This window comes from Pseudophaeobacter sp. EL27 (assembly GCF_900313025.1).
GTDB lineage: Bacteria > Pseudomonadota > Alphaproteobacteria > Rhodobacterales > Rhodobacteraceae > Pseudophaeobacter.
This window is the reverse complement of record NZ_OMPQ01000013.1, coordinates 460,320-473,196: the sequence shown is the minus strand read 5'-3', so window position 1 is coordinate 473,196 and position 12,877 is coordinate 460,320. Positions and strand designations below refer to the sequence as shown.

The 12,877-nt window shown below is 55.8% G+C and carries 17 protein-coding genes, 1 tRNA gene and 1 pseudogene; 7 read left to right on the top strand and 12 right to left on the bottom strand.

What is annotated here, in order from left to right:
- The 4 genes and pseudogenes from ED661_RS17410 to ED661_RS17390 form a co-directional block, all read right to left on the bottom strand.
- Positions 1-412: pseudogene (locus tag ED661_RS17410) on the bottom strand (transposase); the annotation flags it as partial.
- 486 nt (positions 413-898) lie between these two features.
- A complete protein-coding gene (locus ED661_RS17400; protein WP_216822461.1) occupies positions 899-1,327 on the bottom strand; it encodes a MaoC/PaaZ C-terminal domain-containing protein in 429 nt (142 codons plus the stop codon).
- Positions 1,320-1,727 (bottom strand): DUF2000 family protein, encoded by a 408-nt coding sequence (locus tag ED661_RS17395; protein WP_122075431.1) that lies wholly within the window; start codon positions 1,725-1,727, stop codon positions 1,320-1,322. The genes ED661_RS17400 and ED661_RS17395 overlap by 8 nt, the downstream gene beginning before the upstream one ends.
- Positions 1,728-1,743: 16 nt before the next feature.
- A complete protein-coding gene (locus tag ED661_RS17390; RefSeq protein WP_254054877.1) occupies positions 1,744-2,301 on the bottom strand; it encodes a LysE family translocator in 558 nt (185 codons plus the stop codon).
- Positions 2,302-2,467: 166 nt separating this feature from the next.
- On the opposite strand from ED661_RS17390, the gene ED661_RS17385 reads away from it, so the two are divergent.
- Positions 2,468-2,962 carry an Lrp/AsnC family transcriptional regulator gene (locus ED661_RS17385; protein ID WP_162930164.1) on the top strand — a complete coding sequence of 165 codons (495 nt, stop codon included), beginning with the start codon at positions 2,468-2,470 and terminating at the stop codon, positions 2,960-2,962.
- A 460-nt stretch (positions 2,963-3,422) separates the two neighbouring features.
- Here the strand turns inward: ED661_RS17385 and ED661_RS17380 are convergent, their stop codons facing one another.
- Positions 3,423-3,767, bottom strand: a complete 345-nt coding sequence (locus ED661_RS17380; protein WP_162930163.1) for a hypothetical protein — start codon at positions 3,765-3,767, stop codon at positions 3,423-3,425.
- Between the two features lie 284 nt (positions 3,768-4,051).
- Positions 4,052-4,726, bottom strand: a complete 675-nt coding sequence (locus tag ED661_RS17375) for a hypothetical protein (protein WP_162930162.1) — start codon at positions 4,724-4,726, stop codon at positions 4,052-4,054.
- A 654-nt stretch (positions 4,727-5,380) separates the two neighbouring features.
- Between ED661_RS17375 and ED661_RS17370 the strand changes: the two genes are divergently transcribed.
- Entirely contained in the window at positions 5,381-5,593 is a 213-nt protein-coding gene (locus tag ED661_RS17370) for a hypothetical protein (protein WP_122075421.1), read from the top strand.
- 725 nt (positions 5,594-6,318) lie between these two features.
- On the opposite strand, the gene ED661_RS21995 is transcribed toward ED661_RS17370, so the two are convergent.
- Positions 6,319-6,402 (bottom strand) — tRNA-Tyr (locus tag ED661_RS21995).
- Positions 6,403-6,521: 119 nt separating this feature from the next.
- Here ED661_RS21995 and rlmB point away from each other — a divergent pair.
- The 4 genes from rlmB (at position 6,522) to ED661_RS17345 (ending at position 9,016) form a co-directional block, all read left to right on the top strand.
- Positions 6,522-7,313, top strand: a complete 792-nt coding sequence (gene rlmB, locus ED661_RS17360) for a 23S rRNA (guanosine(2251)-2'-O)-methyltransferase RlmB (protein WP_122075417.1) — start codon at positions 6,522-6,524, stop codon at positions 7,311-7,313.
- A gap of 30 nt (positions 7,314-7,343) precedes the next feature.
- Positions 7,344-7,709, top strand: a complete 366-nt coding sequence (locus tag ED661_RS21990) for a hypothetical protein (RefSeq protein WP_162930161.1) — start codon at positions 7,344-7,346, stop codon at positions 7,707-7,709.
- Between the two features lie 118 nt (positions 7,710-7,827).
- On the top strand, positions 7,828-8,277 hold the full coding sequence (locus tag ED661_RS17350) for a YHS domain-containing (seleno)protein (RefSeq protein WP_253279857.1): 450 nt from the start codon (positions 7,828-7,830) through the stop codon (positions 8,275-8,277).
- A 268-nt stretch (positions 8,278-8,545) separates the two neighbouring features.
- Positions 8,546-9,016: a CoA-binding protein gene (locus tag ED661_RS17345; protein WP_122075413.1), complete on the top strand. Its 471-nt coding sequence runs from the start codon at positions 8,546-8,548 to the stop codon at positions 9,014-9,016.
- A gap of 242 nt (positions 9,017-9,258) precedes the next feature.
- Here ED661_RS17345 and ED661_RS17340 read toward each other — a convergent pair whose 3' ends face one another.
- The 4 genes from ED661_RS17340 to hisA all read right to left on the bottom strand — a co-directional run bounded on the left by ED661_RS17340 (position 9,259) and on the right by hisA (position 11,888).
- Positions 9,259-9,576 carry a phosphoribosyl-ATP diphosphatase gene (locus ED661_RS17340; protein ID WP_122075411.1) on the bottom strand — a complete coding sequence of 106 codons (318 nt, stop codon included), beginning with the start codon at positions 9,574-9,576 and terminating at the stop codon, positions 9,259-9,261.
- Positions 9,573-10,334 carry an imidazole glycerol phosphate synthase subunit HisF gene (hisF, locus tag ED661_RS17335; protein ID WP_122075409.1) on the bottom strand — a complete coding sequence of 254 codons (762 nt, stop codon included), beginning with the start codon at positions 10,332-10,334 and terminating at the stop codon, positions 9,573-9,575. Before hisF ends, ED661_RS17340 begins: the two co-directional genes overlap by 4 nt.
- 103 nt (positions 10,335-10,437) lie before the next feature.
- Positions 10,438-10,896 (bottom strand): DUF2867 domain-containing protein, encoded by a 459-nt coding sequence (locus tag ED661_RS17330; protein ID WP_122075407.1) that lies wholly within the window; start codon positions 10,894-10,896, stop codon positions 10,438-10,440.
- A gap of 269 nt (positions 10,897-11,165) precedes the next feature.
- On the bottom strand, positions 11,166-11,888 hold the full coding sequence (gene hisA, locus ED661_RS17325; RefSeq protein WP_122075517.1) for a 1-(5-phosphoribosyl)-5-[(5-phosphoribosylamino)methylideneamino]imidazole-4-carboxamide isomerase: 723 nt from the start codon (positions 11,886-11,888) through the stop codon (positions 11,166-11,168).
- Positions 11,889-12,098: 210 nt separating this feature from the next.
- Between hisA and ED661_RS17320 the strand changes: the two genes are divergently transcribed.
- Positions 12,099-12,485, top strand: a complete 387-nt coding sequence (locus ED661_RS17320; protein WP_122075515.1) for a DUF2147 domain-containing protein — start codon at positions 12,099-12,101, stop codon at positions 12,483-12,485.
- 38 nt (positions 12,486-12,523) lie between these two features.
- On the opposite strand, the gene ED661_RS17315 is transcribed toward ED661_RS17320, so the two are convergent.
- Positions 12,524-12,775 carry a WGR domain-containing protein gene (locus ED661_RS17315; RefSeq protein ID WP_122075405.1) on the bottom strand — a complete coding sequence of 84 codons (252 nt, stop codon included), beginning with the start codon at positions 12,773-12,775 and terminating at the stop codon, positions 12,524-12,526.
- Positions 12,776-12,877 lie beyond the last annotated feature (102 nt).

Below are 12,877 nucleotides of genomic sequence, written 5' to 3'. Positions count from 1 at the left end.
TCCTCGTCGGCACGCCCCTGTGGCAATCGCAGTTGTGTGGACAGGTGTTGGAACAGGACACGGCAAGAGCGACGCTCGGAAGCCTTCATCTTGCTGCGAATGGGGTCGATGCAGGCACGGCGGCGCGAGGGGCTCAGAAGTTTCCCTTTGCGGCCTCGGACAGGATCAATTTGTCCAGCGTCAGGTCCGTTACCGCCCTGCGCAGGCGCTCGTTTTCCTTCTGGAGCCGCTTCAGTTCCTTAAGCTGCTCTGTGCCCATTCCGCTGTACTTCTTCTTCCAGCGGTAATAGGTTTGCTCCGTCACGCCGATCTGACGGATTGCATCAATCCGGGGCATCCCTTGCCCCATCAACACTTCAACCTGCCGTAACTTCACGACAATCTCTTCGGGCTTCGGTCTCTTAATAGCCATCTATGGTCCTCCGCTTTTCTAAACATAGGGGCGGACCACTTCATTGGGGGAGGCTCAGCATGGCATATGTACTTTTTCAGGCGACTCAAAGCAGACAAATCGTGCTTACGATGAATTACTGAGAACACTAAAGGTTCTAGTTTCCAACAATGCAGACAACTTGTTGTTTTCCCTCTACGAAGACGATGATCTGTTCGTTCAGCTTTGGGCTGCTGCACACACGTTGGAGCTTGATGAGCAACGGGCAATCGACAAGCTCCAAGGACTATCAGACTCGGGTGAACCAATAGTGAGTATGAGCGCCAAGTATACAATTAGCGGCTGGAATGAGGGTGGGCTAAGGGTTCGTAAATAGTCGGATTCATCACGACAAAAATCAGGCACTTAATGTCATGGAAGGGCTCACTGCCGCCGTTCGCTGCGCCAGCGTACCAAACCGGCACTGAAACCGGGGGGCATGGTCGGCTGAGCGGACTCAACTGCCGTTTAAGCTCGAAGCATCCGCCACCGCTGACAGATCAGGGTGTCACCAGACGCCGCATCGAGTGTCTCGACCTTGAGCAAATTGTAGCCATGCTGACCTTGCCCCTCTTCGATGGATTCAAAGGTGATGCGCACACACAGGTCGGTTTCCGGCAAGATTGGTTGGGTGAATCGGATCGGTCCAAGCTCGGCGCCAATCAGCGGGGCATCGCCAAAGGGACGCGCTTCGACCGCCAGACGCATGGTCACCGCCAGCGCATGCCAGCCACTGGCCACCAATTTGCCAAAGAATCCGTCCTGTGCAGCGGTTTGGTCGATATGCATCGGTTGCGGGTCAAACTCCTGTGCAAAGCCGATAGCGGCCTCTCGGGTTAGTCGTGCCGATCTGCTGGTGACGCTCTCTCCGACTCTCAAGGCCTTCTGTTCAACCATGCATCTTTGCTCCCTTGGTGATTTTGTCGACGATTTTCTTGTCAGCGCGCAGGGCGATCCCTACGGTGTTGGGCGCATCCTGGCCATGTTCGGCAAAGACGGCGCGGTTGGCGTCATCATGACCGGTGGCGAACATTTCCTCGACGTAAGCCACAGTGTCGATGCCACGGGTCCGGGCACGGTTGCGGATGTTGGTCAGAACACTGGCCGCCCCCGACAGCACGATAACCGGCTGCACCGACATCGGCAGATGGGCATTGCCATCGCGGTCTTCGTAACGGGCGCCGATAAGGTCGGGGTTGGCACCTGTGATGCCGCTCATCAGAAAGGCGGTCACATTGAGTTTTTGCCAAGTGGCAAGGTCGTCTCGAACAATGATGGCTATTTTTGTGTCGAACATGTGTAGGGTTCCTTTCTTAGACGAGCGTAATCATTGAGGCGGCAAGGCCAAGACCAAGGGCCAGGTTGAACAGCCGAGCAGTTGTTGGGTTTTGCAGCAGATGACGCAGGGCCGCTCCACTGACCAGCCAAGGGAAGCAGCCAATAACCGCCGCGATGACAAAAACGAGGCTCAGCTTGGAGGCTTGTTCAAAAGCCGATCCATCCGCAGCCATGAACGCAGCAACGATCGAAACCGACACGATCCAAGCCTTGGGATTGATCCATTGCAGCAAGACCGCAGGGATCAATCCAATTGTTGGCGCTATCTCTTGGGGCGTTGCCTTGTGTGCTACAGGGGCAGTTGCAATGATCCAAGCCAGCCAAAGGATCGCCCCCACCCCGACAATGCGCATCACTGACAGCACCGTGTCGTTCTCCAAGACCGTTGCCCCAAGGCAAAAACACGTGATGAACAGAACCATACCAGTGCCCAGAGCGGTTCCTACTAACGTAGGCAATCCACGCAGGACTCCCACTTGCGCACCTACGGTCGTCAGCAGAACGTTGGACGGCCCCGGTGTCACAGACGCCATTAGGGCAAACACAAAGAACGCTGTTAGTTCCATTTTAACCACCTCCGAACTTATGGCGTCAATATTGCATATAGGTCGAGTATATTTCGGCCAATTACTGGCCTTTCTGTATATTCCTCAGTATCCTGCAAAACCATCGAAGCTATTTCGGGGAAAGGGCACGCAAATGGATATTGACCGAACGGATCGGCGCATTCTGGCGCTTTTGTCGAAAGATGCTCGGATAACCAACAAAGAGCTGTCGCACGCAGTCGGATTGGCCGCCTCCAGTGTTCATGAGCGACTCAAGCGGTTGCAGGAAAACGGTCTGATTGCAGGCAGCTACACGGATATCGACCTTGACCAGTTGGGTCTGTCCTTGAAGGCGCTTTTGTTCATCCAGATGGCAGAACACAGGAAAACCGAACTTGATCAGTTCCTAAGGGAAATCTTGAAAATCCCCGAAGTACGCCGAGGATGGATGATCAGCGGCCGGTTCGATTCCTTGGTGGAAGTGCTGACGAAGGATACCTCCCATCTGCACCGGCTGGTCGTCGAAAAGTTCTCGTCCCGTGCAGAGGTGAGCCGCATCGAAACTTCAGTCGTGTTTGAAAGCGTATCGCAAAATGATCTGGCAGAAACGCTGAGCTTGACCGATGATGTCTTTGGCGTTCTTGATTGATACGACTCTTGCGGGATCGGAGCCTCAGTAGTTTCCGGAGAAGTTCCACGGTATCGAAACGGGTTAAAAGCGCCTTGTTTGCAGTCGTCACTAAGGGCTCATTGCCGACATTGAGGGCAAAAAGCCACATTTGACAGCTTGAATGTCCGCTTTCAGGAAGTAGAGACGAGATTTGTGCATGTGCGGCAACGAGAGCCAACCTCACTTCGAATCGGTCACTTTGGGCTGACAGCAGCCATCCGCAACCTAGACGGATCAGCGCCAGCTTCGCAGCCCCCTTCTACGTCGGCTATGCGCAGATAGCGACATTTGCAAAGTCCGCCCTTCAGCCTGGGAATACAGCCAGTGACCGCTGCGTTGCCGCGTGAGAAGCGGTCATTGATGAGAGGTGCGGCAAAATTCTGGGGGTGGAGGTCTGCAGTGCGGACTTTCCAGACCTTCACTTTTGAGCCGGTAATCCTCAAGAACTCAAAAAGTGCCGCTGTTGACTGTCATATTGAAAAAATATCCGTCCAGCTTGGATTGTCTTGTCTTTTTCCAGCAGTTCCACCTCAATTTCCCGAACAGAGGCGTATGAATGCCAGACGTTGGCGACAATGGAACCATCGACAACGACAGACCATTTCGTCCTAGCGCCTGAAACAGAAGGTAAATAGTTCAGTGCGTGCTTGCCACCACACAGCTCGCTCAGGAGCGGCGGGCTATCGAACTCTACAGTTCTGCGGTTCGGTGCGGAGACATCGTCACCTGCACAAACACTATCGCGCTCAAAGAAAACATCCATCCCAAGTGAATAGTTTGACACTCTGCCCACAACAAGGGGCCAGCATTTTTTTTGTTGGCCCCAGTAGATTTGGGCTCGAAGCGGACATGCGGCGGTGCGGCGGCAGGGTCGTAGCAATACCGCACGAGTTCCCAGCCGCCTGATGACAGCAGTCAGCCCTGCCTAGGCATTCGAAGGGGGGGCAGGCATATAGAGTGCCGCTAGGGTGAAGCCAAATGAGCGGTTTCCATAAACAGCCATTCGGTGAGCCTGCGTGATCTCAAAAGGATGCCACGTTTGCAGGGAACGATTTATATCGTCATTGATCAGGAATCTGATGTTAAGATATTGAAGACTTGCAAGAATTCGCCATTTAGCAGTGCTTGAACCCCGACACTTGATGGTTCCAAGTGTACATTACGTAGGGAACCGACTTGCGTGTCGTACCAGCCTGCGCGTGGTTCGTGATCCACCCACGTTGTGATTGTTTCGATGGAGATTGGTTCGCGGGTATCATTGATCACCATAGTATAGAAATCGCTGATTTTGAATTCGAATCCAACATTGCCTCGAAGTTCAGTGGGCACTGCGCGAAAAGCTTCTTCTATCGTGTCTCTATGCAAATGCGCATACAAAACAGTTACTTCCGGATCCTCGCTTACCAGCCATACCAGCGGACTCTTCTGCGAAATTTGCTCTCCATCCAAGACAATTGGGGCATCAAATTCCATGACCATTTTTCTTTCATGGCCCTCACCAGTACATCCCTGAAATTTCAACGATGTTACGACGGAGGCCATGTGATCGACGATGATGGGCCCATTCGAATTGCAGTCACCGCCTGCATCGAACTTGACCCTTGTCGGTGCATATACTGCAGTGCCCCCATAGGTAAGTGTGAGGACATCGCGAATGTAGACACTGCTTCCTACATCAATATTGCAGGCGCTAAGGGTTGCAATGGATGCCAGAGCGGCAGCAGTGGGTGAAAATAGCTTCATCGTATTAAGTCCATTTATTTTATCGTCGACCCAATTGTGGGTCCTCACCAATTTGGGCGTATTTAGAAAAAGCAGCCAAATCTTAAAACTTGACCTCTTAAAGCCCGTCATACTGATCGGGGATGAAACGATCGGTGTCCACACTTTTCCGACCGGGTTGGTTCGCTATTCGAGCGAGGAATCAGAACGCCGCCAGCACGGATTTCTCCAAGCTGATATCAGTCTGCTTGCTTGAAGTGTACTTCGAAAAGTCTTGACAAATGGCGGAGACGTCGGGCTCCGCCACAGCATAATATCTCGGCCGGTTGCATCATACGACCGGGTTTGCAAAGGGCGTTTCCTACGCATAGCTGTCACTGGTTCTGCCTGTAGCATTGGCGAGCCAACGCTAAAGAGGTTCAACGACTGCTTTTGGGAGACCGGCCCGCAGATCTCGCAAGTGCGGCATTAATGGCGTGGCACTCTCAGTCGATGACCGCTTCGGGCTGAGAACTGACCTCAGACGACCGCCAGAGCAGCGAGTGGCCTTTGATTGGCTCAGAGGGCAGCTATGCGCAGGAAGCGGACTTTGTGCGTTAGAGTTTTCTTCTTAGATGACCTTTGGTTCTAGGGCTGGTCGGGCTAAATAGCCTCGCCTATTAATCGCTAATGTTAATGCGCGGCGAAACCAAACTTGCAGTGATCGATCGGCACGAACTCTATGTGATGTGCAACTGCGGTCATGCTGAATCAGTGCGGGTTCTGGATCTCATCGAGAAACTTGGGGATGAGGTGACGGTTGGTTTTGCCATCAGTAAAATGCGTTGCTCCTGGTGTCGGATGAAGAACGTTAGGGAATACCGGATCACCTTCTCCGCTGGCCCCTAAAAGCGCTTTTTCGTGGTGGCGGCTTTGGTTTGAGTGAGCCTTGTTGCAGCAAGAGGAAAACCCAAAGGCTCTGGCATCAGCTGGGGTCTTTCTCTTGGTGTGGTCGCCTTTCGTGGGAGCTGCCAGCCTTAAGCAATGTAGAAGGGACACTTCGTTAGAGTAACGAGGTGTCCATAGGTTTTGTGAACTGTATTGAGCCGGCTTAGCTTGCGTAGGTGGTGGAAAAAGGTTGAATAGAAAGCGTCCCATAGTCCTAAAATCAATAGCTTGAGCAAGGGGCGTGTTGTTTACACCAAAGTGCGCGGCTGTTCGGAACATGGATTGGCTAAAATACTTCTGCTAGTAGCTGATACTGGCGAGAGTAACGGTAAGGAATTGCCAATGAATGTTTGCGCAGAACTGTTGTCGGGGCTGGAATAATTGCTTTGGCCATAGTGGGCAGCTCAGGCTGCCGAGATCTACTTTGGTCCTACTCAAACATGTGTCAGGGCTGCTCAAGAGCTGCACCGAGTGACGGAAGTGCAAGCGGAATTAGTTTGCACACAGCTATGAGAGCGCGTCCGGCTATAACTTGGTCGGTCATAGTGCAATCAGCAGTCGGCATGGGTATTATCGGGAGCAATAAATCGCGGTACACCTTGGATGTAACCCATTGAAACCTAACAAACCTACTAACCTTGCCGCGGTCCACCACTTCCTTGAATTCATTGAATAAATTTAGTAAGTGGTGGGCGACCCTGGAATCGAACCAGGCGTGCGTCTCCGCGAGGGAGTTACAGTCCCCTGCCACACCTTGCGGCCTGTCGCCCACTAGCAAGTCGCTGTTGACCTGCTGTGAGGGCGTGATTACTAGCGCACCCAAGGGGCGTCAACAGAAAAAACGCAAGTTTTTTGCCCGAACCTGAAATTCCTTTTGCTGGAGAGACCTATGTCCAAGAAACCCACCAAAAAGCCCCAGTGGGTGATCGAAAAGGAGCAGACCAAAAAGGCTGGGGGCGCGGAGACCGTCTGGCTGTTTGGACTGCATGCTGTGCGCGATGCGCTGATGAACCCCAAGCGGGAAAAACTGCGGCTTATTGTGACATTGAACGCCCAGAACAAGCTGGAAGAGGCCATCGCCGCTTCCGGTATTGAGCCCGAACTGGTGGAGCCGCGCAAATTCAACGCGCCACTGGATCCAAACTCGGTTCACCAGGGGGCGGCGTTGGAAGTGAAGCCGTTGAACTGGGGCTCTTTGTCAGAAAACTGCATTGGCGCTGAAATTCCGCGGGTGCTGCTGCTGGACCGGGTGACCGACCCGCATAATGTGGGTGCGATTTTGCGCTCTGCGGAAGTGTTTGGCGCCAGTGCCGTTATCGGCACCCGCCACCACTCGGCCCCAGAAACCGGTGCTTTGGCAAAAACCGCAAGCGGGGCACTGGAGCGTCAACCCTATCTGCGGATGCGCAATCTGGCGGATACCATTACAGAGCTGCAGAACATGGGCTATGTGGTGCTGGGGCTGGATGGTGAGGCCGAGCAGACAATAGAAAGCTGCCTTGAAGGGCGCAAGGATCTGCCTGTTGCTCTGGTGCTCGGGGCCGAAGGTCCTGGTCTGCGGCAGAAAACCAAGGAAACTGTCGATCATCTGGTGAAAATTGACGCAGCAGGCGGTTTTGGCTCGCTCAATGTCTCAAATGCGGCGGCAATCGCCCTATATGCGAGTCTGGAACGGTCTTAGGGCCGAAAAAGAAAATAGGGTAAGAGGCGAATGGCACAATCCGGGGCCCATGGTGGCAAGATACTGAGCTGTTGTTATTGCGGCGTCCAGTCTAGCTTTGTGCCGGGACCCGCGCGGGGCGGGGGAAGTGTTTCGACGCTGATCTGCGGCACCTGCGGGGCGCCGTTGTCCAGCCAAAAGGCCCGCCCCCTGACCCCCGGAAAGGGCGCGCGATTGTCTGGGGCAGAAAGCTCCAAGCCGGGGGCCGCAAAATCAGCGGGCAAGAAGGTGAAGGGGGCTAAGGGCAAGGCGGGCGCCGATAAACGGGGGAAGGGCAAGAAGGTGAAAAAGCGCAAAGGGTTGTTGCATAAGTTTCTGTCCGAAGCCGTCGATATCGTCGAAGACATCTTTGACTAGGCTTTCTCTGTTTGACCCCGCGCTCTTTGCGATCACAACTGCGTAATCTCACTAGGCAAAATGGTTTTTCTACGCCAGATTTGGCCCTGTTCCCATTTTCGCCCTCTTGGAGGTTCCCTTGGCTCTGCGCCCTATCCTTGTTGCTTTGGCACTGATCGTCTCCTTTGCGCCGCTTTCTGTGCGGGCAGAAGTGCCGATCTTTTCTGCGCGCAATGGTGTCGCGCTGGATGGCTATGATGTGGTGGCCTTTTTCCAGGGTGAGGGGGCCGTAGTGGGCCATCAGAACCATGCCCTGATGTGGAAGGGCGTTGTCTGGCGCTTTGTCTCCTTGGACAATCAGGCTCGGTTTGAGGCGAACCCTCGCGCCTATGCTCCGGTGTTTGGCGGCTATTGTGCCTATGCCATGTCGCAGGGCTATCTGGCCCCTGGTGATCCCCGGCTCTGGCGGATTGATGATGGCGAGCTGTTGTTGCTGAACAACGCCTCTGTTCAGGCCATCTGGCAGCAGGAGGCCCGAGAACTACTGCAGGCAGCCCGGGGCAATTGGCCGGCGGTTCTGCGCGACTGAGGCTTTGCAGGACTGTCTGATTTCACGAAAAAAAGACCGGTCAGCATCTTTTTTTTCACTGTTGCCCGCCTACATCTATAGGGACTGCGGAGTGGAACCACCGTAGATCATTTCATTGTCCCTCGTTCCATACCTCGCGCCCGGAGCTTTTGCTTCCGGGCGTCCTTTTTAGGGCGGGTGCCGAGCTGCATCCTTTTTGGGTCGATTGCGTCAGTTTTCTGTCGTTTGAGGGCTAGGCGGAAGTGCGTACAGCGGCTAGGTCTAGGGCATGCCAGACTATAGCGACAGCCATTTGAAATCGATTCTGCAACGCAACCGAACCATTGCCGTTGTGGGAGTCTCGATGAACCCGGTCCGCCCCAGCTACTATGTGGCGCGGTATTTAGGCCTCAAAGGCTATCGGGTGATTCCGGTCAATCCCGGCCACGCAGGCAAGCGATTGTTTGGAGAGCTGGTTCAGCCCAGTCTTTCCGCGATTACGGAACCGGTGGATATGGTAGATATCTTTCGTCGCTCTGAGGCGGTGCCGCCGATCGTGGATGAGGCCCTGGAGGTGTTTCCTGACCTGAAATGTATCTGGATGCAGATCGGCGTTGAGCACGCCGAGGCCGCCGCCAAGGCCGAGGCGCGCGGGGTTGATGTGATCCAGAACCGCTGCCCCAAGATCGAATACCAACGCCTGTTTGGCGAGCTTCGCATGGGCGGCTTTGCCACCGGAATAATCTCTTCCAAACTTTAGCGGCAGAAAAGGGGCGGGGGGCTCCCGCCCGTCTCGGAGCAATCAAAGATTGATCCTCCCCCGTTGGGCCCAGCCGGGCCTGCGGCCCGGCAAAGGGATTTGCTGAGAAGCCCCTGAGGGGCAGTCCTGCCCCTCAGAGAGCCAGATCAATTCTATTGGGTTTGCCGCCTCAAGGGTAAACCGCGCTGGCGCGCGGCCGATGGGGCGGCCCTTGACCCGGCGATGACTGGGGACGTGGAGATCTAGCCTTTGGTGCGGGAGGCCTTTTCGTCCAACCCGCTTTGGCTTTGGCGTTTGGCAAGCTCGGTCAGCACAGCGTCCAGAGGTACGTCGCGCGCCGCCAGCATCACCAGGAAATGGTAGAGCGCATCGGCGCCTTCCGAGGCCAGTTTCTCCCTGTCGCCCTTGACCGCCTCAATAATGGCCTCGATGGCCTCTTCGCCAAATTTCTCGGCGCATTTTTCCGGCCCTTTGGCGAGCAGTTTGGCGGTCCAGCTGCTTTTGGGATCGGCGGATTTTCGGTTGATGATGGTCGCTTCAAGGGTGTGAAGAATGCTCATGTCAGCCTCATAGGAATGCCTGCGGCGGCCATATGTTCCTTGGCCTCCTGGATGGTAAACTCACCAAAGTGAAAAATGGACGCGGCCAGCACCGCGGAGGCGCCGCCTTCGGTGACGCCTTCGACCAGATGATCCAGGGTGCCTACACCACCTGAAGCGATCACTGGTACATTAACTGCGTCGGAAATGGCGCGGGTGAGGGGCAGGTTGAAACCCGATTTGGTGCCGTCGCGATCCATCGAGGTGAGCAGAATTTCCCCGGCACCCTTGGCCACCACGGTGCGGGCGAACTCCACGGCGTCGATGCCGGTGGGGCGACGACCGCCATGGGTGAAGATCTCCCATTTTCCGGGGCTCACGGTTTTGGCGTCAATGGCGCAGACGATGCATTGGCTGCCAAATTGGTCGGCGGCCTCGGCGATGACATCGGGGTTGGCCACGGCGGCGGAGTTGAAGGAGACCTTGTCCGCCCCCGCCAGTAGCAGGGCGCGGACGTCCTCCTTGGTGCGGACACCTCCGCCGACGGTGAGCGGCACAAAACACTGCTCGGCGGTGCGGCGCACCACATCGAACATGGTGCCACGGTTTTCATGGGTGGCATGGATGTCGAGGAAGGTGATCTCATCTGCGCCGGCGGCGTCATAGGCCTTGGCCGATTCCACAGGGTCGCCTGCATCGCGCAGGCCAACAAAATTGACGCCCTTGACCACGCGGCCATCGGCCACGTCGAGGCAGGGAATGATGCGGGTTTTCAGCACGTCAGGACTTCCTTTTGCGGATATGGCGGATCAATGCCACGCGAGGTGGGAAAACACCAGCACCCGAGCGCCAAGCGGGGCGCGGGGCTGGCACAAAGGGGAGCTAGGCACGCGTCAGGGCATTGCGCACGATCAGGATATGAAAGGGCATGATGAGGCGCAGGTAGAGGCGGCCAAAGCGATTCTTGGTCCGTACCCAGGTGGCAAAGTAGAGCATGCCTTCCTGACGCAACACCGAGATGCGGAAATCCAGGTGGCTGTCGTCAATGCCGAGGATCAGCTCGGTCTCGGAACGGGTGACAAGTGGGAAGATCCCAACCCGATTGGGGTTGGTGATCTTGGTGTTGAGCCCGAACGGAGCAACCAGCAGATTGCGCAGCCGCATCAGGGCGGAGACCCAGGCGGGGAAGGTAAAGGCGCGCGCGGCAGCCTCGTCCACCGAGCGGGTGCTGGGCTTGGCATAGCAATCCATGAAATCATCCGGGCGCAGGCCAGCCGGTTGCTGAAACAACAGGCTGGATTTCGGTAGGGAAGCGGTAGCTACCTTCTGTGTCTGGGGCATTGCGTTAACTCTGGCTGAAGAGGCGAAGAAGACCTAAAGAGGGAAGGATCCAAATGACCTGTCCAATAATCCCGAAAAAGGCAAAGACCATAGATGTATCATACAGCCAGTTGCCAAATGAACCGCAGCCAGTAGCTCCGCCGCCGTTAAAGCTGCACCTTGGATTGCTTGCCTGGAGCCATTTTATGGCAATGATTACTCCGGTCCAAAGGCAAAGCGGTGCCAGAACAAAAATCGTAGCGCTGATGTATCGCAATGCCTTCAAGCACTTACCCTTTCATCACGGCCAGAGCTTCGGCCAGATCAATTGCACCGTCATAAAGCGCGCGACCGGAAATGGCGCCATTCAAAGGTGCGCCGCAGGATTTCAGCGCCCGCAGATCGTCCAGCGAGGAGACACCGCCCGAGGCGATCACCGGGATGGAAACCGCATTGCCAAGCGCCGCTGTGGCCTCGACATTGGGGCCTTTCATGGCGCCGTCACGCATGATGTCAGTATAGATGATGGCGGCAACCCCCGCGTCCTCAAAGGATTTTGCCAGGTCAGTGACCATGACATCGGTCTCTTCCGCCCAGCCCTTGGTGGCGACGCGGCCATTGCGGGCATCGATACCAACCGCAACTTTGCCAGGGAATTCACGGGCGGCTTCGCGCACCAGATCTGGGTTTTCCACCGCAACCGTGCCCAGGATCACCCGCGCCAGCCCCTTGTCGATCCAGTTCTCGATTGTTTTCATGTCACGGATGCCGCCACCCAGCTGCGCAGGCACTTTGCATTGCTTCAGGATTTCCTCTACCGGGGCGGCATTCACTGGCTCACCGGCAAAGGCACCGTTCAAGTCAACCAGATGCAGCCAGTCGCAGCCTGCTTTGACAAATTCCAGCGCCTGAGCGGCGGGGTTGTCGTTGAACACGGTGGTCTGGTCCATGTCGCCATGCACCAGGCGCACGGCCTGGCCGTCTTTGAGGTCGATTGCGGGGTAGAGGATCATCTGCGCAGCCCTTGTGTTGGTCTTGCCGGTCTGGGCCAGGGGATCCGGCCCGATCTGTTGAGCGATGTTTTGCACAAGGCTGTGCTGAATTGCAACGCGACCCCAAGTCAACCTTGCCTGAAAAGCCGGGCCTGCGTCACTGTGGTATCAAAACTGCGCAGAGAATTTGTGACAGATGAGAAAACAACCAAGATCAAAGGGAGAGAAGAGATGAAGATGTTTCTGGCAACAGCCCTGGCGGGGATCACCCTTGCGGGCGCGGCCATGGCCGACCCTATTCTGGGAACCTGGAAGACCCAGCCGGATGATGGGTCATACGCGCATATCAGCATGGCGCCCTGTGGTGCCGCGATCTGTGGCAAAATCGCCCGGACCTTTAACGACTCTGGCGAGTATAGCTCTCCCAATATCGGTAAGACGCTGGTGATCGATATGGTTGCCCAGGGCGATGGCTATTACACCGGCGAGGTCTGGCGGCCCTCGAACGACAAGATCTACACCGGCAAAATGGACCTCAACGGCAATTCATTGGCGCTGCGGGGCTGTGTTGCGGGTGGATTGATCTGTTCGAAACAGACCTGGACGCGGGTCAAGTGATCTGACCGGCTGACCGGTCAAAACCTGTGTTGGGGCTGTTACAGCAGCCCCAGCTGCACCGGAATGGGCACAAAGCCGCGTTTGACCTGGCTGTCGCGCATGGCTTCAAAGCTTTGCAGCGCCTCATAGTGCTGGAGGTAATAGACACGAATCTGCTGCCCGCCGGGGGCGCCAATCGGGCCCTTGGCCTGTTCCAGGCACCATTCGCCAAACAGCGTCTGACTGAGCCGCAGAATGCAGTAGCGGTGGCGCCCGTCAACATAGTCAAATTTTTCGAGTCGGGTCTGCACGGGCGCGGTCTGAGCCTTTGGTTGGCGGGAGCCTCTCTATGCCCGCAAAGCCATGCTCTGTCCATTGTCTCTGTATCTACGGGCTGTAAGATGTGAAAACCG

Bases quoted from the DNA above. Each gene is read 5' to 3' on its own strand.
- ED661_RS17400 (WP_216822461.1), bottom strand. From the start codon at position 1,327: ATGGTTGAACAGAAGGCCTTGAGAGTCGGAGAGAGCGTCACCAGCAGA.
- ED661_RS17395 (WP_122075431.1), bottom strand. From the start codon at position 1,727: ATGTTCGACACAAAAATAGCCATCATTGTTCGAGACGACCTTGCCACT.
- ED661_RS17390 (WP_254054877.1), bottom strand. From the start codon at position 2,301: ATGGCGTCTGTGACACCGGGGCCGTCCAACGTTCTGCTGACGACCGTA.
- ED661_RS17385 (WP_162930164.1), top strand. From the start codon at position 2,468: ATGGATATTGACCGAACGGATCGGCGCATTCTGGCGCTTTTGTCGAAA.
- ED661_RS17375 (WP_162930162.1), bottom strand. From the start codon at position 4,726: ATGAAGCTATTTTCACCCACTGCTGCCGCTCTGGCATCCATTGCAACC.
- ED661_RS17370 (WP_122075421.1), top strand. From the start codon at position 5,381: ATGCGCGGCGAAACCAAACTTGCAGTGATCGATCGGCACGAACTCTAT.
- rlmB (WP_122075417.1), top strand. From the start codon at position 6,522: ATGTCCAAGAAACCCACCAAAAAGCCCCAGTGGGTGATCGAAAAGGAG.
- ED661_RS21990 (WP_162930161.1), top strand. From the start codon at position 7,344: ATGGCACAATCCGGGGCCCATGGTGGCAAGATACTGAGCTGTTGTTAT.
- ED661_RS17345 (WP_122075413.1), top strand. From the start codon at position 8,546: ATGCCAGACTATAGCGACAGCCATTTGAAATCGATTCTGCAACGCAAC.
- ED661_RS17340 (WP_122075411.1), bottom strand. From the start codon at position 9,576: ATGAGCATTCTTCACACCCTTGAAGCGACCATCATCAACCGAAAATCC.
- ED661_RS17330 (WP_122075407.1), bottom strand. From the start codon at position 10,896: ATGCCCCAGACACAGAAGGTAGCTACCGCTTCCCTACCGAAATCCAGC.
- hisA (WP_122075517.1), bottom strand. From the start codon at position 11,888: ATGATCCTCTACCCCGCAATCGACCTCAAAGACGGCCAGGCCGTGCGC.
- ED661_RS17320 (WP_122075515.1), top strand. From the start codon at position 12,099: ATGAAGATGTTTCTGGCAACAGCCCTGGCGGGGATCACCCTTGCGGGC.